This window comes from Brachybacterium vulturis (genome assembly GCF_002407185.1).
Taxonomy (GTDB): Bacteria; Actinomycetota; Actinomycetes; order Actinomycetales; family Dermabacteraceae; genus Brachybacterium; species Brachybacterium vulturis.
In genome coordinates this window covers 354,918-374,658 of sequence record NZ_CP023563.1, presented here as the reverse complement: position 1 = coordinate 374,658, position 19,741 = coordinate 354,918, and the positions used below count along the sequence as shown (strand labels likewise).

Here is a 19,741-nt window from a genome sequence, read left to right as displayed (position 1 = left end):
TATGCCGATATGGCCGTACATGTCGCGCCTGGGCCAGCCCGCGACCATCATCCTGCGATCGGGCGGCGGTGGTCGCGGCGGCGGAGAATCGTCAGGAGCTGGGACTTCGTCTCCTCCCAGTCGAGGAAGACCTGCTCCCAGGTGAGCCGGGTGACCATGTAGCGTCGAGCCTGGAGGAGCAGGTCACGGGCGCGGTCCCGGTGGTACTGCTCGGGATTGTCATGAAAGCGCACGCTGTCGCATTCGATGATCCAGCTCGCCCCGAGCTGCAGGTCGACCCGGCCCACCCCGGGGATCTGCACCTGGGGAGCGACCGGTACGTGCAGCGACTCCAGCCACCATCTCACCGCGGTCTCGGTTCCCGACTCGGCGAGCGGGGTGACCCGGTTGAGCTGCGCGCGATGCGCGGCGGGAAGTGCGGCGAGAACCCGTTGCACCCCGTGCAGCGAGATCCTCCGCCGGTTCAGCGCGGACTCGAGGAGGATCGCGGCATCCGGGACGGACAGGCATCGCACGGCATGCTCGAGGGTCAGCGCCAGCTCGGCGACCGGATCCTGGTCCGGCCAGCTCCTCAGCTCCGAGCCGTGTTCCACGAGGTCCTGGCCGTGTTCCACAGGATCCTGGCTGTGCTCCACGAACCGGAGGCCGCGGGGCCGGTACACGTGGCGGCCCGTGTGCAGCGGCACCCAGAGGCCGTGATGCTTCGCCGCGGTCACGCAGCTGGGCCGCACCCCTCGTCGCAGCAGCAGCACGACCTCCTCCGGGGGATCACCGGTGACATACCAGGCGCCGACGCGCGTGATCCGGCCCTGGCGGAGGAGGCGTCGACGAGCGGCATCGGTGATGCCGAGCCCGGCGAGCTCCGAACGGTGCGCGATTCCGGGAATCTTCATCAGAGCAGTACAGGTGACCCGCGGCGGGGACGGGGGCGCTGGATCCTCCCTGTGGACGACGCAGGGCTGGGGAGGAGAGGTCCATATGCTCGGATCCGGGGCCCGGGCACCGGTGCAGGTCCGGGCCTGGGCACAGACCCGGACCCCGGTGCAGTGACCCCGGTGCTGGTGCTGGTGCTGGTGCAGGCGCAGGTCCAGGCCCGGGTGCTGGTGCAGGCGCGGGTCCAGGCACGAGCACAGGTGCGGGCCCGGGCGCGGGCACAGACTCCGGTGCGGGATGAAGGCCTCTGGTCGGGTACTGGCGTCCGGGCGACATGTACGGCGATATCGGCATACTCCTCGCCCTGACGCCGGTCACCGACCACCACCCGTGCAGGAGCGGCCAGAAGTGCGGCGACGGCAGGCCCCCGCGCGGCCAGGTATGAGCGGTGGCAGGCTGCGGGAGCCGCAGGCGGGGTCAGGCCGCGGCCGCGCCGCCCGCCAGGGGGCCGATGGCCAGGGGGCCGGCGGCCAGGGCGCGGCGGTGCTGGGCCACGGCGCCGGCCAGGCCGAGCGCGAGGCCGAGCACGAGCCAGCCGAGCAGCCAGGTCAGGTCACCGGACGGGTCGATCCAGCCCCCGCCGATCGCGCCGCGGAAAGCGTCCACGGCGTGGGTCATCGGCAGGTACGGATGGATCACCTGGAAGAACCGCGGCAGGGTCGCGACCGGGTAGGTGCCCCCGGCACCGGAGATCTGCAGGGCGATCAGCACCAGTGCCACGAACTTCCCGACCGGCCCGAACAGCGCCCCGAAGCCATGGTTCAGCGCCACGAACACCATCGAGGTCAGGGCCGCGAGCCCCATCATCAGCGGCAGGTCGTCCATCGTCACGCCCACCAGCCAGTGCAGAGCGCCCACCGCGATGGCGGTCTGGACCAGGCCCAGCAGCAGGGCGGGCGCCAGGCCGCCGGCCAGCAGTCCCACGGGTCCCGCGCCGTCCGCGGCGGCACGGGAGGAGAACGGCGGCATCATCAGGAAGATCGCCATGCCGCCCACCCACAGGCTGATGGCGAGGAACAGCGGGGCCAGGCCCTCGCCGAAGCGGCCCAGATCATGGGCGCGCTCGAAGCTCATCTGCACCGGCTCCGCGGCGGTCTCCGAGAGCGCGTCGCTCTCGTCATCGCTGTAGGCCGGCACCTCGTCCTGCGACTCCGCGAGCCCCTCGTGCAGCTCCTGGGAGCCGTCGGCGAGCTCGCCCGCCCCGTCATCGAGTGCGACCGCGCCCTCGGCGAGCTCGTGCGCGCCGTCGTCGGCCCGCCTCGCGCCGTCCTCCAGCTGCGTGGCGCCGTCCTCGAGCCGCCCGGCCCCGTCGGCGAGCTGCTGCGCACCGGCGCCGGCCTCCGTGGTCCCCTCGGCCAGCTGCTGGGAGCCGTCCACGAGCCGGCCGGTGCCGTCGGCCAGCTGCTCGGCGCCGTCGCGGGCGGTGCCCACCCCGTCCGTGAAGCGGGTGACGCCGTCGGCGAGCTCGCCCGCCCCCGCGCTCGCGGTGCCGCTCGCCTCGGCGAGCTCGGAGGCCCCCGAGGACACCCGCTGGGCACCGGAGTTCAGGCGGTGGATATCCTGCGCGCCCTGCTCGAGGGTCGAGTAGGCCTCGGGGAGGGCCTCGGCCGCGGTGCGGGCCTGCTCAGCCAGGTCTGCGGCGAGATCCGAGGCGCTGGTGCTCGGCGCGGAGGAGGGAGCGGCCGTGACGGCCTCCTCGCGCAGAGTGGTGAGGTCCTGCTCGAGGGACGAGGCGCCCTCGGCGAGGTCCCCGGTGCTCTGGGCGAGCGAGGAGGTCCCTTCGGCGAGGCCAGAGGTGGCCTCGGAGAGCCCCTCGAGGTAGGTGACCATCGCCTGTGCGGACTCGCTCATGCCTGCGGCGGTGTCGGCGATATCGGTGGACTGCTCGGCCGCGGTGCCCGTGGCCGCCTCGGTCGCGGCCGCATCGGTGGCGGCCTGCTCGGCGTCGCCGCGCACCTGCGAGGAGGAGTCCGAGGTGGTCGCGAGCTCCTCGCAGAAGGAGGCCTCGGCGCCGGAGTCCTCGCAGCGTGCGGCGAGGTCGTCGACCTGCTCGGTATATCCGCGCACGCCGTCCTCGCTGGTGGCGGCGCTCCCGGAGGCGGTGGTGGCGGCCTGGTCCGCGGTCTGCACGTCCGCATCCAGCGCGGTGGCGTCCTCCCCGATCGTGGAGGCGCCGTCGTGCAGGCGGCGGGCATCCTCGGTGCGGTCGGCGGTGTCCCGGTCGAGGTCCTGCGCGGCCTCATCGACCCCGCTCACGGTCTCATCGAGGGTCGCAGCGGTCCCGGAGACGGTGCCGGCGGCGGTGACCGGATCGGCGAGCTGTCCCGGCAGATCGGCGGCGACGCCCTCGAGCCTGTCGATCGCGGTGACGAGGTCCCCGCTGACGCGCTGGACGCTCTCGGAGGTCACGCCGAGCTCCTCGGCGCGCTCCCGCGCGGCGGTGACCGTCTCGTCGAGCTGCTCGGTGCCGTCGGCGACCTGTCCGGCGCCGTCGGCGAGGGTGTCCGCCCCGGTGGCGAGCTGCGAGGTGCCGCTGGCGAGCTGCTGGGCCCCGCTGCGCAGCGGCCGCCCGTTCTCGTCGAGGGTCACCAGCCCGGTGCTGAGCTGCTGGGCGCCGGCATCGAGCCGTGCCGTGCCGTCGCGCAGGGTGACCGCCCCGGTGCTGAGCTGGTCCAGGCCCACCACCAGGTCCAGGCCGCCCGAGCGCAGGGCGGCTGCCCCCTCGGCCAGCTCCGCGCCGCCCTCTGCCAGAGCTCCGGTGCCGTCGGCCAGCTCGGCGCTGCCGTCCACCAGCTCGCCGGTGCCGTCGTGCAGGGCGGTGGCGCCGTCGCTTAGCTCGCCGGCCCCGTCGACGGCGTCCCCGATGCCGTCGTGGATGGTCGTGAAGCCCACGTAGATCTGGTCCAGGTACTGCTCCAGCACGCTCGCGCGCAGCGAGTCGGTCAGCGCCGTCCCCACGGACTTGGTGAAGTTGCCGCCCACATAGTTGACCGAGTCGTTGGTGGTCACGGTGAGCAGGGCGGGTGCCGCCTCCTCGGCGTCCCCGCCGAGGGAGGCGACGTGCGCGGAGAAGTCCGAGGGGATCTCGACGGTCGCTCCGTAGGTGCTGTCGGCGAGGCCGCGCCGCGCCTCGCCGGGGGAGACCTCCACGAAGTGGTAGGCCGAGCCCTTGTCCAGGTCGAGAAGGGTGTCGGTGAACTCCGCGCCGACGTCCAGGGCGGTCTCCTCGCCGTCCGGGGAGGTGGCGGTGGCGCCCTCGTCCTCATTCACCACAGCGGCGGTGACCTGGTCGAGATTGTGGCTCGGGTCGAGGAACGACCAGGTCATGTTGCCGGAGTAGATCAGCGGGACCAGGGCTAGGCCGGTCACGAACAGCGCCGCGATCGGCTTCTTCCACTCTCCGGGCAGCAGGGCGAGCGAGCCACGACCGAGGGTGGAGAGCCCGCGGCCCGTCGCCCCGAGGGCGCGGGCGAGCGCACCGCCCACGGCACGGGCGGCCGAGGCGACGGCGTCGCCTGCCGTGCCGAGGACGGTGGTGAGGGCGGTGAGGAGCGCACGGAGGAGTGACATCACGGCGCACACGATACATCCGTGTATCGAGTGTAGTTACTGATTAGTAATAAATGTGGCGAGAGAGACGTGCGACCCGCCGTGCCCCGTGGCCGGTCCGCCCCCGCAGGCATCAGCCCGGCAGGTCGACCGTCCACGGGTGCCGCGGCAGCGTGGCCGGGTCCCAGCGCTCGAGCACATCGCGTGCGCTGCGGCAGCCCTCGAGTCCCAGCGACCGCCCGATCCTCTCGACGACCGCCGCCGCGCTCTCCCCGCGCTCGAGCCGGTCCCGCAGCGTCACCGCGCCGTCCCGCTTCGCGAGCCGGGCCCCTGCGGTGCTCACCGCGAGCGGCACGTGCGCATACCCGGGCTCGGGCAGGCCCAGCAGGTGGGCGAGGTGCGCCTGGCGCGGGGCGGAGCTGAGCAGATCGTCGGCCCGCACCACCTGATCCACCCCGGCGGCCGCATCGTCGACGACCACGGCGAGGTTGTAGGCGACCACGCCGTCCCCGCGGCGCAGCACCAGGTCATCGACGGTGCCGGTCACCTCCCCGGCCCACCGGTCGCGGACCTGCCAGCTCGGCACCTCGGCGCGCAGCCGCAGCGCCGGCTCGCGGCGCAGCTCCCGCATCCGCCCCCGGCCCTGCTCCCGGGCGGCGGGGGAGAGGTCACGGCAGGTGCCGGGGTAGGCGCCCGGCGGGGCATGCGGGGCGCTGGGCGCCTCGAGGATCTCCCTCCGGGTGCAGTAGCACTCGAAGACCCGGCCCTGTGCCTCCAGCACGCCGATCGCGGCGGTGAAGGCCTCTCCGCGCTCGGACTGGCGGACCACCTCGCCGTCCCAGTCCAGCCCCAGTGCGGCGAGGTCCTCGAGCTGGCGCTGCTCGGCACCCTCGCGCACCCGGTCCAGGTCCTCGACCCGCAGATGGAAGGCGCGTCCGCTGCGCCGGGCCAGCACCCAGGCGAGGAGCGCGGTGCGCAGGTTCCCCAGATGCAGGTCGCCGCTGGGGGAGGGGGCATAGCGGCCGGCACCGCGGAAGGGGGTCGCAGCAGGCATGCGGCTCAGTCTAGGAACCCGCGAGCACCAGCAGCACATCGCCCGCGCGCCCGCCGGGCACCGGGCGCTCCGGCGGCGCCGGGACGAAGCCGAGCCGGGAGGCCAGGGCGCGGGAGGGCCGGTTGTCCGCGGCCGTCACCGCGATGATCTCGGCCCCGCCGTCGCCGCGGTCCCCGTCGCCGCCGCCGCTCCCGCCGGTGCGGCCGCTGCTCCCGCCGGTGCGGCCACCGAGCTGCGGGTGGGTGAGCACCGCCCGCATCGCCTCGCTCGCCACGCCGCGCCCCGTCGCCGCGGGAGACAGCCGCCAATAGGCGCTGAGCACCGTCGGATGCTCCGCACCCAGCGGGGTGAGGCCCACGACGCCGAGCAGCCCCTCCGGCAGCGGCGCACGCTCCCCGGGCGTCGCGGCGCCGGGCAGGGCCGCCTCGGACGGGCCCGCGGCAGTCGGGAATCCGTCGTTCGCGCTCGAGCCGGACGGCCGATGGGCACGGACCGACAGGTAGCCCACTCCGTGCTCGACCCAGCTCTCGCGCCACCTCCCGAGCACCCAGCGCATCTGGGCGCGATCGGTCAGCGGCTCGGTGAGATCCTCGGCGAAGGCGCGCGGATCCGCATGCAGAACCAGCAGCTCCTCGAGCTCGTGCTCCGCGACCGGGCGCAGACGGAGCCGCGGCGTGCAGAGCTCGAGCTGATCGGGTCCGGGCAAGAGGACGGCGCGGCGATCACCGTCCGGGGACGGGATCACCGCGCCGTCGTGCACGGAATGCTCCGTGGTGCGCCGAGGCGAGGGGTCAGGAGTCGCTGCGGTGGTTGCCGCGCTTCTCGTCGTCGTCGTCGGCGGCCTCGGGATCCGAGTCGACCTTGACCTCCTTGGGCTCCACGTCGGAGGAGCGGTCCTCACCCTTCAGGGCTGAGGCCACGTCACCGGCATCGGCCGAGCCGACGGTGTCGGAGACGGTCGAGGAGTCGGACTCGTCCGCGGCGGAGGCGGGGTAGTGCGCCCGGGCGAAGTCCGCGGGCGGAGCCCACGGATCCTCGACCGGACGGGTCTTCTGCCAGGCGACGTAGCCCGCAGCGGCACCGGCGGCGGCCAGGCCCAGGACGAGCAGCACCTTGCCGGCGCGACCCTTCTTCTTCGGCTGCGGCGTCGGCTCGAGGACGGCGGAGCGGATGTCGCCCTGGCCCTTCTCGAGCTCCTTGCGGGCCGCGTCGACGGCGGCCTTCAGCACGGTGCCGGAGGTCTCCACCGTCTTGCGGGCGCGCGGGAGGTAGTCGTCCTGCACGTCGTGGCGGAGCTTGTCGGCGCGCGGGCTGAGGTTCGCGGCGAACTTGTCGGACTGCTCGCGGAGCTTGTCCGACTGCTCACGGAGGCGCTGCTGGGCCTCGGGGGCGTACTGGCCGTACAGCTCGGTGGCCCGGCTGCGCGCCTCGCGGGCACCCTCGGACACCACGGGGCCCACCGTGGCGGCGAGCTTCTGCAGCTCCTCGACGGCCTTCTCGGCCCGCAGCGCGGTCGCGCCGGCGGCGTCGACCGTCTTCTCGGCCTGCTTCTTCGCCTTCTTGGTCTCCCGCTTTGTGGTCAGCGCCATGGGAATCCCCTTTCGATCGAGTCCGTCGGGTCGGGCCGACGGTGGTCCCTGGGCCATGGCAGGTGGACACTGCCACGGACCCGTGTGGTCCAACTCTAACGCGAGCGCGTATCGGGGCTCACAGATGATGAGAAGGAGCCCACGCCCGTTCGGTCGGTCGGGCCGCCCGCGGGGACCGATATGGGAAGATGACCGCATGTTCGCAACTCTTCACACCAACCATGGGGACATCCGCCTCGAGCTGTTCCCGCACCACGCTCCCAAGACCGTCGAGAACTTCGTGGGTCTCGCCGAGGGCTCCAAGGAGTTCTCCGACCCGGAGACCGGCGAGAAGGTCACCCGTCCGTTCTACGACGGCGTCATCTTCCACCGCATCATCTCGGGCTTCATGCTCCAGGGCGGCGACCCGCTGGGCACCGGCACCGGCGGCCCCGGCTTCAACTTCGACGACGAGATCTCCGAGAAGAACTTCAATGAGCCCTACGTGCTCGCGATGGCCAACGCCGGCAAGCGCCGCAACGCGCTCACCGGCCAGCCCTCCGGCACCAACGGATCGCAGTTCTTCATCACCGTGGGCCCCACCCCGCACCTGCAGGGCAAGCACACCGTGTTCGGCGAGGTCGCCGACGAGGACTCCAAGAAGGTCGTCGACGCCATCGAGGCCGTCAAGACCGACATGCGCGACCGTCCCCTCGAGGACGTCGTCATCACCTCGGTGACCATCGAGAAGTGATCTCCTGAGCGCTCGCGGGCGCTCATCGACCTGCTGCGCCGTCGGCGTCCTCGCAGTCCCGGCTCCGGCCGGCTGCGGGGGCACCGGCGGCGCTCCTGCATCTCCCGACGACACCTGTGCCCGAGGTGACGGAGGCGCCCGCACCCGTGCCTCCGCCGGTGGAGGCTCAGGCGAAGGTCAGCGTCGCGGTGACGGGATCCTCGACCTGTTCGAAGTCCTCGTCCAGCACCTGCCCGAAGCGCGGCATGATCTTCACGGTCGCGGTGTCCAGGTCCGCGGGGATGGTGAAGGTGGCGACGAAGGGCTCGCCATAGAACAGCGTGAACTGGTCCTGCGCCGATCGCAGCTCCGTGCCGTCGGGCAGCACCAGCACCATCTCGGTGAGGTCCTCGACGTTCGAGGAGAAGTCGCGGTCCCAGCCCAGCTCGACCACCAGGAAGATCTCGCCCTCCCCTGCCCAGTTCAGGTTCCCGCCGTAGTCCACCCCGGAGTTGATGAAGGGGGTGAGGTAGGCGCTCTCGACGGTGCCGAGCAGGGTCATGTACTCCTGGGCGAAGCCGTCGGGGACCTTGGTGTCCAGCATGGTCGCATCGGAGACCTGCACCTCGAGGCCGCCCGAGTACATCCGAGGCGCCGGGGTGGCGACGATCGTGCCGTCGACCAGGGAGATCTCCTGCACCTCGTCACCGATCTCGGCACGGAGGGTCACGGCATCCGCATCGGGGGAGGCGTCGACGATCGCGAGCACGGTCCCGCGGCGCTCCGCGTCCCCCTCCTCGGCGCTGTCCAGGCGGATGTCGTCGTTCCGCAGATGGGTGATGTGCAGTGCGGTGAGGACGTGCTGGGGTGCGGGAGCCCAGTCCGGGTCGGTCGACTCCCAGGACGTGAGCAGGAACTTCTTCAGCTCGCCGGGCAGCAGGGTGGTGGCCGGCGACTCGTCTCCGAAGGGGTCGGCGCCGTCGGGCAGGGGCGCCTCCTGCCCGGTCAGAGCGGTGAACTGCTCGGCGGTGAGGCTGTCGAGCAGAGTCGTGGCCGTCACGGTGACCTGGGCGTAGGGCTGGATCAGCGTCTCGGAGGTCTCCAGGCGCTGCATCAGCCCGCCGGCGACGATCTCGTCGCTCACCTCGACGGTGGTGAGGTCGAGGGTGGCGGAGGTCGCCGGGTCGACGGCTGGCTCCTCGTCGGCCCCCTCCGCGTCACCGGCGCCGGTGCCCGGTGAGCTCTCGTCCGCGCCGCCGGTGGGGAGCAGACCGCAGCCGGCGAGCAGCAGGGCGGGTCCGGCGAGCAGCACGCCGCGGCGGGCGAGAGCGGCGGACGGGGCGAGGGGCAGGCGTCGGGGCGTCATGGAGTGCTCTCTTCGAGGGAGGGGACGCTGGCCAGGCTAGCTTTTCGACTTCTGTCGGCAAAATTTGATCGGGTGCGGTGCCGGAGAGGTCACTCCGCCACTGCACCCGATCGCGCTCCGGGCGAGCTTCTCAGCGCCGCGCAGGGCGGGAGGGCCACCACATGCGGTCCCCGATCAGCGCGAACAGCGCCGGCACCAGCACGGTGCGCACCAGCAGGGTGTCCAGCAGCACGCCCAGGCCCACGATCAGGCCCAGCTGGCCGAGCACCACCAGGGGCAGCACCCCCAGTGCCGCGAACACTGCGGCGAGCACCACGCCCGCGCTGGTGATGACCACGCCGGTGGAGCCGACGGCCCGCACCATGCCCTGGGTGGTGCCGTGCGTCGCGGCCTCGTGGCGGGCGCGGTGGACCAGGAAGATCGTGTAGTCCACACCGAGGGCGACCAGGAACAGGAAGGCCAGCAGCGGCACCGTCACGTCCAGCGCCGGGATGTCCAGCAGCAGCCGGCCCGCCCACAGCCCCAGCCCGATCGCGGCGACCGAGCTGGCGACGTTCACCGTCAGCAGCACCAGCGGCGCGACGACGGCCCGCAGCAGCACCATCAGCACGATCAGCACCACGCCGAGGATCATCGGGGCCACCACCAGCAGGTCGCGGGTCGAGTCGGCGCGCACGTCCAGGGCGCTCGCGGTGGTGCCGCCCACCAGGGCATCGGCGCCCGCCAGGGAATGCAGGGCCGTGCGCAGTCCTTCGACCTCCTCGAACGCCTCCGGTGATTCCGGCTGGGCGGTGCCCACGGCGGAGAGCACGGCCCAGCCGTCCGGCGTGGTGCCGGAGACGGAGACGCGGTCGATGCCGGGCACCGACTCCGCGATCTCGACCGCGGCATCTGCGGAGTCCTCGCGCACCACGATCTGGTGCGGGGCGCTCTCGCCGGCGCCGTAGTGCTCGGCCATCGCGGCGAAGCCGGTGGAGGACTCGTTGGCGGAGGCGAACTGCTCATCCTGCGCGAGGCCGACCCGGGTGCCGAGCAGACCGGTGGCCAGCACCGCCATCAGCAGCACCGAGACCACAGCGGCCACGACGGGACGGCGGGTGACCGTGCGGGCGACGGCCGCGAACGGCCCGTGCTCGGCGTCGTCGCGACGGGTGGCGGCATCCGCAGCATCCGCAGCCCGCGGCACGAAGGGCCAGAACACCCTCCGGCCGACCACGGCGAGCAGCGCGGTGAGCGGGAACAGCACGGCGATCAGGGCCACCAGCAGGCCGGCTGCGGCGGCGATGCCGAGCCCGCGGGTGGCGGGCATGACCGCCGCCAGCAGGGTCATCAGCGCCAGCACCACGGTGACATTGGAGGCGATGATCGCCGGCGCCGTGCGGATCCAGGCGTGGGCCAGCGCGGCGCGATGGTCGTGGTGGCGGTGCAGCTCCTCGCGGTAGCGGGAGATCAGCAGCAGGGCGTAGTTGGTGCCCGCACCGAACACGAGCACGCTGATCACGCCCGCGTCGAAGGCGAGGGAGAACTGCTCACCGAGCATCGAGGTGAGCGCCCCGGCGGCGCCGTCCGCGAGAGCGACGATCGACAACGGGATCAGCCACAGGATCGGGGAGCGGTAGGTGAGCAGCAGCAGCACGGCCACCACGGCGATGGTCACCGCGAGCAGCGTGAAGTTCGCGCCGGCGAAGGCGCCCCGGATGTCGGAGCCGACGGCGGGGCCGCCGGTGACGGACACGGTGAGGCGCTCGGGCGTGGCGTCGTCGGCGGCGGTCCGCAGATCCGTGATCGCCGCGTCGATCGTGTCGTTGTCCGCCTCGGAGTCGACCGTGGTCATGACCATCATCGCCTCGCCGTCCTCGGCGGGCATGGGGCCGATCGCCTCGCGCCCGGAGACCTCCGCGAGGTCGGAGCGCAGGGTCTCGACGGCCGCCGCGTCGGCCTCGGTGAGGTCAGCGCCGTCGTCGCGGGTGACCACGGCGAACACCGGCTGGTAGCGCGCGCCCTCCATGGTGTCGGCGATCGCCGCGGCGCGGGCGGACTCGGAGCTCTCCGGCAGCGCGTCCATGCCGGCGGCGGGACCGGCGCCGCGCAGGCCCCCGGCCATGGCCAGGAGCAGCGCGATGAACACCGCGAGCATCACCCAGGCGGAGCGGCGGCCGGTGAGGGCCGCGGCGATCCGCTCGCCGATGCGGCCGAGCGCCCCGGTGGGGACGGCGGAGTCGGTCGACGACGCGACGTCGACGGGTTCGCCGGGCCGGGGGCGATGAGTGACGGGCGTGGGTGCAGGCACTGTGGTTCCTTCGCGAGATGACCGCTGGTGGCGGGCGGGTGGCGGGTCCCTGGTGGGGTGCTTCCACGCTATGGAGACCGCCGCCCGAAGGGATCAACCGTTCGATGGATCCCCGGCTCGTCCGGGAGGCCGCCGGTACGCTCGGCCCATGACTCAGCGACACCTCGCCGGCGCCCGGCTCCTCGCCCAGGGCCTGGTCGCAGAGCCCCGCTTCACAGGCCCCGCCGCGGCGGCGCGGGCCTTCGGTGCACACCAGGGACAGGATGTGGCGGGGGTGATGGCCTCCCTCGCCCTGCGCACCGGGGGAGAGCTGGAGGCGGTGCTCGCCGCCTTCGATCGCGGGGAGATCGTGCGCGGCTATCCGATGCGCGGCACCGTCTTCGCGGTGGCCGCCGACTCCCTGGCCTGGCTCACCGAGCTCTGTGCCGCCGGTCCGCTGCGGGCGGCGATCTCCCGGCGCGGGCACCTCGAGCTCGAGGACCATCACCTGCAGCGGGCGCAGCAGGCGCTCGAGGAGATCGCCGCGGAGCAGTCGGTGCCGGGAACCGGTCGCGGGGTGCTGCGCCGGGAGCTGACAGCGGCCTGGGAGGCGGCCGGGATCCGCACCGACCAGGGCCGCGGATACCACCTGCTGGCCGAGCTGATCTCCGCCGGCATCGCCGCCTACGGTCCCTGGCGGGACGGGGAGACCGCGGTGGTGCTCGCGGAGAGCTGGCTGCCTGCGGGCAGCGACCTCGAGGGTGCCTTCAACGGGGAGCGGACCGCCGCCGCGGCCGAGCTCGCCCGGCGGTACGTCACCAGCCACGGTCCGGTGGGGGAGCGGGACCTCGCCTGGTGGTCGAAGCTGCCGCTGGGGATGATCCGGGCCGCGCTGCCGCTGATCGAGTCCGAGCTGGAGAGCGGATTCGCGGACCGGGACGGCCGCCTGCACGCCACTGCCGAGGCGGCCCGGGGAGGCGATGGGGAGCGGCTGTGGTGGCGGCCGGGGCTGGTCCAGGAGTACGCGGCCGCGGAGAAGGAGACGATGCGGGAGCTGCTGCTGCCCGGCTTCGACGAACTGCTGCTGGGCTACCGCGACCGGCTCTACCTGATGGACCCCGAGCGGCACCGCGCCCTGGTCCCCGGCAACAACGGGGTGTTCAAGCGGTCGGCCCTGCGTCGCGGCGAGGTGGTGGGCCTCTGGAGCCGCAAGGGCACGGCGGGGAAGCGGAGGCTGGTGCTCGAGGAGCTGGAAGAGGTGAGCCCGACGCAGCGCCGACGGTTCGAGAAGCTCTTCGCGGCGTTCCCGTACACCGCGGTCTGAGGGGTGCCGCTCGGGGACGGCCCAGGCCCGCGTGGTGGAATGAGGGCATGGAACGACCCAGCTACGGCTACAGCGCCGAGGACAATCCGGACCCCCAGGCCCCGCCGGTGTGTCCGCGGCACCCCGACCGGATGAGCTACGTGCGCTGCAAGCGCTGTGAGCGCCCGGCCTGCCCGGACTGCCAGCGCCCCACCTCGGTGGGGGTGCTCTGCGTGGACTGCGAGCGGGAGATCTCCCGGCAGCAGGCCTCCACGCGGCCGCGGAACGCGATGGGCGCCCGCATCGGCCAGAGCACCCCGTACGTCACCTACGCCCTGATCGGCCTGTGCGTGCTGGGGTACCTCGGGCAGACGGTCGTCCCGCAGATCGTGGTGCAGCTGGGGCTCTTCGTCCCCTTCCGCGCCGTGGCGATGCCGTGGACCTTCTTCACCGCCGGCTTCCTGCACGGCGGGATCCTCCACCTGGCGCTGAACATGTACGCGCTGTGGATCGTGGGGAGGTACCTGGAGCAGGTGCTCGGCCGCGTACGGTTCTCCGCAGTCTACCTGGTCTCGATGCTCGGCGGGCACACCGCCGTGTATCTGATCGCGAACTCGCTCGAGCAGTCCTGGTACACCGGCACGCTCGGGGCCAGCGGCGGCGTGTTCGGCCTGTTCGCCGCCATGTTCATCGTCAACCGGCACCTGGGCGGGCAGACCGCGCAGATCCTCGTCCTGATCGGGCTGAACCTCGTCATCACCTTCACCGTCCCGGGCATCTCCTGGCAGGGGCACCTGGGCGGCCTGGTGCTCGGCGCCGCGGTGACCGCCGGGATGTTCGCCCTGCGCCCCAAGGCCGGTCCCGGCACGGATCGGCAGGCGCTGGCGCGCCGCTCCGCGCTCGTGCACTCCGCAGTGGTCGTGGCAGCGGTGCTGCTGTGCGTGGTGGTGATCGCGGTCAAGACGCTGCTGGTGCTCGGGCAGTGAGCCCCCGCGCCCGGCCGCGGGCGCAGAACGGGCACCGGTCGGGCCGGGGCGGCCAGCAGGCGGCCCCGGCCCGCTCCGCAGTTGGCCCCTCTAGCACGGCCCGGACCCCTCCCGTGGGGTGACCGGGGAACTACATGGCTGTGGTTTTCCCCAGTTGTGGGCAAATTTGGGGATAACTCTGCGGACGGGTGGGGATTTCACGATCTTGCTGTGGATAACCGGGGATCGACTGTGGACGGACGGTGGGGACACGTCGAGGCGCGCTCGGGCGGAGTGCGGATGCTCACCGCGGCGACCCTTGCTGTGCAACCTGCAGGAACGCCGCTCCACCGGGTCGGCGAGCGCTCGACTACCGCTCAGCAACAACTCCGTGACCTGCGGTGATGCAGATCGTGGTCGGCTCGTGCAGAAGGCGCTCGGCAGCGCCGCGTGACAGCGTCCGCCCTCGATGGTCGGGGCTGCGACACGCCCGGGTTCTCCGCTGTACCTGCGGAACTACAGGTCTGTCATTCATCCCCGATTGTGGAAAACCCTGTGGACAACTCTTTCTGCGGGGTCGCCGAACGTCATTTTCCGGCCGACGGAAGCCGTGATGCACCGGCTGTGCACACCGCTCGGAGGGAGACGGTCCCGATCTGGCCGGGGGTGTTGACTCCCGGTGTCGTTCAGTGCTCGGCACCGCCCGTGAGCGAGGCATCGACCTCGGTGCGCTGCGCCACCTCGACCATCCGGGCGAGGGCACGGCCCGTGGCGGCGGTGTCGAGGACATCGGCCGAGGGGACGTGGACGAAGCCGCCGCGGATCCCGGAGAGCTCCTCGTCCGTCGCCAGCAGATGCTGGAGCGCATAGAAGACGTCGTTGCACACGTAGGTGCCGGCGGTCTGGGACACCGAGCCCGGGACCCCGTCGAGCGCGGCGACCATCGCCTTGATCGGGAGGGTGCTGAAGTAGCCCACCGGGCCGCCGGCCACGATCGGCTCGTCCACCGGGCTCGCGCCGGCGTTGTCCGGGATCCGTGCATCACGCACGTTGACCGCGACCCGTTCCGGGCTGATTCCCGTGCGCCCCGCGGCGAGGCCGACGGCGACCACCAGCGAGGGACGGTGCGCGCGCACCGCCGCGGTGAGCAGCTCCCCGGCCCGGCCGAACTCCACCGGCAGCTCGAGGGTCTGGACCGCTAGGCCCTGCGCCTTCAGCTGCGCTGCGGCGCGGCGCACCGCCTCCCAGGACTCGTTCACCGCCGCCCCGGCGAAGGGCGCGAATCCGGTCAGCAGCAGATCGGTCGTCATGGGGACAGCCTAAGGACCCCCGTGGGCGGGAGATCCCTAGAGCATCGAGGGTGGAGCATTCGGAGGCCGGAGCCACCGCGAGCCTCCACCCGACCCCCGGCCGGGGCCACCGCGAGCCTCCACCCGCCCCCCGGCCAGGGCCAGCGCGAGCCTCCGCCCGCCCCTCGGCCTGGTGCGGCGCCCTGCCTCGGGGCCCTCCGCCTGGACGTGTGCATCCCGGTGATCCCGGCGCGCACGACAAGGGGCAGCGGGGTCCTCCCTCGTAGACGTATACATCCACTGGCGCTGTGCCAGCACGCGCGGGCCATATGCGGGGCGTGTGCTGGCTGAGCGCCAGTGGGTGCAGCATGTCGGCGTCGGCGTCGGCGTCGGCGTCGGCGTGGGCGTGGGCGTGGGCGTGGGCGACGGACCGAGCGGGGGCGGCCGGTGGCGGCCGGTGGCTGGCCGTCTCACCCGCCCGCTCACCTCACATCGAGTCCTGCCACGCCTGGTACAGCGCGGCGAAGCGGCCTCCCTGAGCGACCAGCTCGGTGGGGGAGCCGTCCTCGACGACCTCGCCGCCGTGCACCACCAGCACCCGGTCCGCGATCATCACGGTGGTCAGGCGGTGGGCGATGATCAGCGAGGTGCGGTGCCCGAGCAGCTTCGTGAGCCCCTCCTGCACCATCCGCTCGGAGGGGATGTCCAGGGAGCTGGTGGCCTCGTCGAGGATCAGCACCCGCGGATCGGCGAGGAAGGCGCGGGCGAAGGAGATCAGTTGCCGCTGCCCGGCGCTGACCCTCCCGCCGCGCTTGCTCACGTCGGTGTCGTAGCCGTAGGGGAGCTTCTCGATGAACTCGTCGGCCCCGATGGCGCGGGCGGCCTCCTCGATCTCCTCGCGGCTCGCGCCGGGCCTGCCGAGGGCGATGTTGTCCGCCACGGTGCCGGAGAACAGGTACGCCTCCTGGGTGACCATGACGATGTTGCGGGTCAGGTCCTGCATCGAGATGTCGCGCAGGTCCACGCCGTCCAGGGTCACCCGACCCTCGGTGGTGTCGTAGAAGCGGGCGATCAGCTTGGCGACCGTGGACTTCCCGGCGCCGGTCTGGCCCACCAGGGCGATCGTCTGCCCGGCGGGGATGTGCAGATCCATCGGCTGCAGCACCAGCGGACCGTCCTCGGTGTAGCGGAAGGCGACGTGCTCGAAGTCCACCTGCCCGCTCGAGGTGGGCAGCGAGGTGGGGCTCACCGGCTCCTGCACATGCGGCTGCACGGCCAGGAGGCTCGCGATCTTCTCCAGCGCCGAGACGGCGGACTGGAAGGCGTTGTAGAAGTTCGCGATCTCGTCGACCGGCTGGAAGAAGCGCCGCGAGTACAGCACCAGTGCCACCAGCACACCCACCTGCAGATCGCCGCCCAGCACCCGGAAACCGCCGACCACCAGCACCGCGGCGATGGTGATGTTGGCGAGCACACGCAGCGCGGGCTGATAGATGCCGAAGACGTTGATCGAGCGCATCGAGGCGTCGCGGTAGTCCTGGGCGAGGCCGTCGAACTCGGCCTGGTTGCGGTCCTCCTTGCGGAAGGCCTTCACCGCACGGATCCCGGCCATCGCCTCGACGAAGTGCACGATCAGCCGGGCCGAATGGGTGCGGATCGCGCGGTACTCGATGCGGGAGCGCTTCTGGAACCAGATCGTCAGCACCACGCAGGGGACCAGCATCGCCAGCATCACCAGGCCGGTGACCGGATCCATGGTCACGATCAGCACGATCGTGAACACCATCGACAGCGAGGCGCCCACCATGACGTTCACGCCCGAGTCGAGCAGCTCGCGCAGCGCCTCCATGTCGGAGGTCTGGCGGGAGACGATCCGGCCGGAGGTGTAGGACTCGTGGAACTCGAGGTCCTGCTTCTGGGTGAAGCGGAAGACCTTGCGCCGCAGCGCGAGCAGCATCTTCTGGCCGACGACCACCGACTGGCGCACGTACCCGTAGGTCAGCACACCGCCGACCACCGCGGCGCCGACGGCCAGCGCCGCGGCCTGGAACGCGGGGCCGGAGTCCCCGGCCATCAGGGAGGGCAGGCCGTGGTCGATGCCCCAGGCGATGATCGCGGGACCGGCCACGACGGCCAGCTGCGCGATGACGACCATGATCGCCATCAGCACGAACTGTCCCTTGACCGGGGAGATCAGCTCGCCCAGCAGCGCGAAGGAACGCTGGCGAGAGGCCTTGTTCTCGGCATCGCTGTAGCTCTGGTGCTCGGGATCGTTCTGGCCCGGCTGCGGGTTCGTGGTGGTCGGGGTGCTCATCGGCCCTCCTCCTGGATCGCACGGAGTTCGAGCTCGCCGGTGAGGGTCTCGATGTCCTGGTCGCGGCGCCGCTCCTCTTCCTGGTGGGCGATCACCCAGCGGTAGCGGGACGAGCTCGCCATCAGCTCGGTATGGGTGCCGACGTCGACCACGCGCCCGCCGTCCAGCAGGGCGACCCGATCTGCCAGCGCCACCGTCGAGGTGCGATGGGCGACGATCAGGGTGGTGGTGCCCTCGAGCACCTCCCGCAGACGCCCGGTGACGGTCTCCTCCGTCTTGGTGTCCAGGGCCGAGAGCGGATCATCCAGCAGCAGCACCGCGGGCTTCGCCGCGATCGAGCGGGCCAGGGCCAGGCGCTGGCGCTGCCCGCCGGAGAGGCTCATGCCCTCCTCGCCGATGCGGGTGTCGACCCCCTCGGGCAGCTCGTAGGCGAAGGTGGCGTCGGCGGTGTGCAGTGCGACGTCCAGCAGCTCCTCGGCCTGCTCCGGTGACAGGGAGCGATCGGCGCCCAGCAGCACGTTCTCCCGCACGGAGTCGGAGAACAGGGTGGCGTCCTCGAAGGCGACCGCGGTGAGGGTGCGCAGAGCGGTGAGGTCCATGTCGCGGATGTCGACCCCGTCGATGGTGACGGCGCCGGAGGTGACGTCGTACAGCCGCGGCACCAGCTGCAGCAGGGTGGACTTGCCGCTGCCGGTCACGCCCACCAGCGCCATGGTCTCCCCGGGACGGATCTCGAGGCTCGCCCCGTCGATCACGTCCGGGACGTGAGCGGGTGCGTCCTCGTAGCGGAAGTGCACATCCTCCAGCCGCACCGCGCCGATCGCGGCCGACGGGTCGGTGGACGTCGGCGACCCGGGCGTGGCGATGGTGTTCTCGGAGTCCATCACCTCGAAGTGACGGTCCAGGGCGGTGGTGGCGTTCACGGCCTGCCCCAGCAGCATGCCGAGCATCCGCACCGGCCCCACCACCAGGGTGGCGGTGGCGAAGTAGGAGGCGAGCTGGCCGGTGGAGATGTCTCCGGAGGCGGTCAGGTGCAGTCCCACCAGCAGCGCGATGCCGAGTGCGAGCTCGGGGAGCATGAACATGAACATGTCGAAGCGGGCGATCGCGGTGGCCTTGCGCACCTCGGTGCGGCGCAGCTCCTCGGCCTGTTCGGTGAAGCCTTCCAGGGCCGACGGGCCGCGGCCGAAGGCCTTCAGCACCCGGATGCCCTGCACCGACTGCTCGATCGTGGTGGCCAGGTCGCCGTTCTGGTCCTGGGAGAGGCGGGAGAGCACCGAGTAGCCGCGGTGGAAGCGGTAGGCGATGAAGACCACCGGCACCGCGGCGAGGAAGAAGATCAGCGCCAGGGTCGCCGAGGAGCGGATCAGCAGCGCCATGCCCACGGAGATGGTGACCACGTTGGTGACGGCCATGATCATGCCGAAGGCGATCCAGCGGCGGATCTGGCTGATGTCGCTCATCATGCGCGAGAGCAGCTGGCCGGAGCCCCAGCCGTCGTGGAAGGTCACCGGCAGGTGCTGGACCTTCTTGTAGAAGCTCACGCGGATCTGCTTCTCGACGGTGGTCGAGGGCGCGACGGCGAAAGTGCGGCGCAGCCAGATCAGCGAGGCCTCGACGATGCCGAGGCCCAGCACGATCGCCCCGCCGGTCCAGATGGTGGCGGCGGTCGCATCGGTCTCGAGGCGGTTGACGATGAACTCGAGGACCTGCGGAATCATCAGGGCCACGATCGAGGCGATCATGGCGCTGAGAAGACCCAGGTAGAGGCGGAAACGGATCGGGCGAACAGTCGTCCAGAGGCGGCGCATGGTGCCGAGCATGGGGAGAGAGAACCTCAGAGGGTGCGGGAGGCCCCGACGGTCGGGGTCGATGGCTTAGCGTAGTCAACTATCTCGCGCACGGATACCCGCTAAACGCATTCCCGTGGCGTCCGGCGCTGGTGAGCTCGCGCCCGAGCCCTGTTCCGCGCACCTCGAGACTGCGTGGGCTGTCGTCACGTGGGTGCTGTGGCGACAGCTGAGACAGGCTGGGCGCTCAGGCGTCCACGTCGGCGGGGATCCACTCGCCGTAGGCGGCGTCGGAGAGCACGGCGGCGGCGCCGGCGGCCGCGGCGGTCACGGTGAGCACGGCGGGCCATGCGCCGATCTTCTTCGCCAGGGGGTGGGAGAGGCCGAAGCCCACCACGTAGGTCGCGCCGAGCACGGCGGTGGTGGCGGGTCCGCGACGCGCCAGCCAGGTGCGGCCCGCGTACATCCCGGCGGCCGCGAGCACCACGCCGCCGAGGGGGCGGATGCCGGTCTCGCGGGCGGTCAGCCAGCCGCCGACCAGCCCGAGGGCGACGACGGGGGCAGTGTTCACGGAGGCTGCGGGCTTGATCGCGGTGCTCATGCTCCGA

At 72.1% G+C, this 19,741-nt stretch carries 14 protein-coding genes; 3 read left to right on the top strand and 11 right to left on the bottom strand.

The genetic code is table 11. The features are described from left to right. Nucleotides 1-47: 47 nt before the first annotated feature. The 5 genes from CFK38_RS01650 to CFK38_RS01625 all read right to left on the bottom strand — a co-directional run bounded on the left by CFK38_RS01650 (nucleotide 48) and on the right by CFK38_RS01625 (nucleotide 7,125). Nucleotides 48-893, bottom strand: a complete 846-nt coding sequence (locus tag CFK38_RS01650; protein WP_245851180.1) for a PDDEXK family nuclease — start codon at nucleotides 891-893, stop codon at nucleotides 48-50. Nucleotides 894-1,350: 457 nt separating this feature from the next. After that, on the bottom strand, nucleotides 1,351-4,503 hold the full coding sequence (locus CFK38_RS01640; protein WP_096801508.1) for a YhgE/Pip domain-containing protein: 3,153 nt from the start codon (nucleotides 4,501-4,503) through the stop codon (nucleotides 1,351-1,353). Between the two features lie 112 nt (nucleotides 4,504-4,615). Beyond that, on the bottom strand, nucleotides 4,616-5,536 hold the full coding sequence (gene gluQRS / locus CFK38_RS01635; RefSeq protein WP_096801507.1) for a tRNA glutamyl-Q(34) synthetase GluQRS: 921 nt from the start codon (nucleotides 5,534-5,536) through the stop codon (nucleotides 4,616-4,618). A 10-nt stretch (nucleotides 5,537-5,546) separates the two neighbouring features. Next, nucleotides 5,547-6,296, bottom strand: coding sequence for a GNAT family N-acetyltransferase (locus tag CFK38_RS01630; RefSeq protein WP_096801506.1), 750 nt, complete (start codon nucleotides 6,294-6,296; stop codon nucleotides 5,547-5,549). Nucleotides 6,297-6,327: 31 nt separating this feature from the next. Continuing rightward, nucleotides 6,328-7,125: a hypothetical protein gene (locus tag CFK38_RS01625; protein WP_096801505.1), complete on the bottom strand. Its 798-nt coding sequence runs from the start codon at nucleotides 7,123-7,125 to the stop codon at nucleotides 6,328-6,330. Nucleotides 7,126-7,321: 196 nt separating this feature from the next. Between CFK38_RS01625 and CFK38_RS01620 the strand changes: the two genes are divergently transcribed. Then, entirely contained in the window at nucleotides 7,322-7,858 is a 537-nt protein-coding gene (locus CFK38_RS01620) for a peptidylprolyl isomerase (protein WP_157773311.1), read from the top strand. A 166-nt stretch (nucleotides 7,859-8,024) separates the two neighbouring features. Here the strand turns inward: CFK38_RS01620 and CFK38_RS01615 are convergent, their stop codons facing one another. Both CFK38_RS01615 and CFK38_RS01610 read right to left on the bottom strand, forming a co-directional pair. Continuing rightward, on the bottom strand, nucleotides 8,025-9,203 hold the full coding sequence (locus tag CFK38_RS01615) for a hypothetical protein (protein WP_096801504.1): 1,179 nt from the start codon (nucleotides 9,201-9,203) through the stop codon (nucleotides 8,025-8,027). Nucleotides 9,204-9,333: 130 nt separating this feature from the next. Further along, nucleotides 9,334-11,493 carry an MMPL family transporter gene (locus CFK38_RS01610; RefSeq protein WP_245851179.1) on the bottom strand — a complete coding sequence of 720 codons (2,160 nt, stop codon included), beginning with the start codon at nucleotides 11,491-11,493 and terminating at the stop codon, nucleotides 9,334-9,336. A 148-nt stretch (nucleotides 11,494-11,641) separates the two neighbouring features. Here CFK38_RS01610 and CFK38_RS01605 point away from each other — a divergent pair, with 148 nt between their 5' ends. Both CFK38_RS01605 and CFK38_RS01600 read left to right on the top strand, forming a co-directional pair. Next, nucleotides 11,642-12,796: a winged helix DNA-binding domain-containing protein gene (locus CFK38_RS01605; RefSeq protein WP_096801503.1), complete on the top strand. Its 1,155-nt coding sequence runs from the start codon at nucleotides 11,642-11,644 to the stop codon at nucleotides 12,794-12,796. 47 nt (nucleotides 12,797-12,843) lie between these two features. After that, complete coding sequence (locus CFK38_RS01600; protein ID WP_096801502.1) at nucleotides 12,844-13,761, top strand: rhomboid family intramembrane serine protease; 918 nt, start codon at nucleotides 12,844-12,846, stop codon at nucleotides 13,759-13,761. 665 nt (nucleotides 13,762-14,426) lie between these two features. On the opposite strand, the gene CFK38_RS01595 is transcribed toward CFK38_RS01600, so the two are convergent. The 4 genes from CFK38_RS01595 to CFK38_RS01580 all read right to left on the bottom strand — a co-directional run bounded on the left by CFK38_RS01595 (nucleotide 14,427) and on the right by CFK38_RS01580 (nucleotide 19,734). Continuing rightward, entirely contained in the window at nucleotides 14,427-15,050 is a 624-nt protein-coding gene (locus CFK38_RS01595) for a pyroglutamyl-peptidase I (RefSeq protein WP_096801501.1), read from the bottom strand. Nucleotides 15,051-15,516: 466 nt separating this feature from the next. Continuing rightward, a complete protein-coding gene (locus CFK38_RS01590) occupies nucleotides 15,517-17,343 on the bottom strand; it encodes an ABC transporter ATP-binding protein (RefSeq protein WP_096801500.1) in 1,827 nt (608 codons plus the stop codon). Next, nucleotides 17,340-19,166, bottom strand: coding sequence for an ABC transporter ATP-binding protein (locus tag CFK38_RS01585; RefSeq protein ID WP_096801499.1), 1,827 nt, complete (start codon nucleotides 19,164-19,166; stop codon nucleotides 17,340-17,342). The genes CFK38_RS01590 and CFK38_RS01585 overlap by 4 nt, the downstream gene beginning before the upstream one ends. Before the next feature lie 214 nt (nucleotides 19,167-19,380). Then, the gene (locus CFK38_RS01580; protein WP_096801498.1) at nucleotides 19,381-19,734 is read right to left on the bottom strand and encodes a hypothetical protein; all 354 of its coding nucleotides are present in this window, start codon (nucleotides 19,732-19,734) and stop codon (nucleotides 19,381-19,383) included. Between the last annotated feature and the right edge of the window lie 7 nt (nucleotides 19,735-19,741).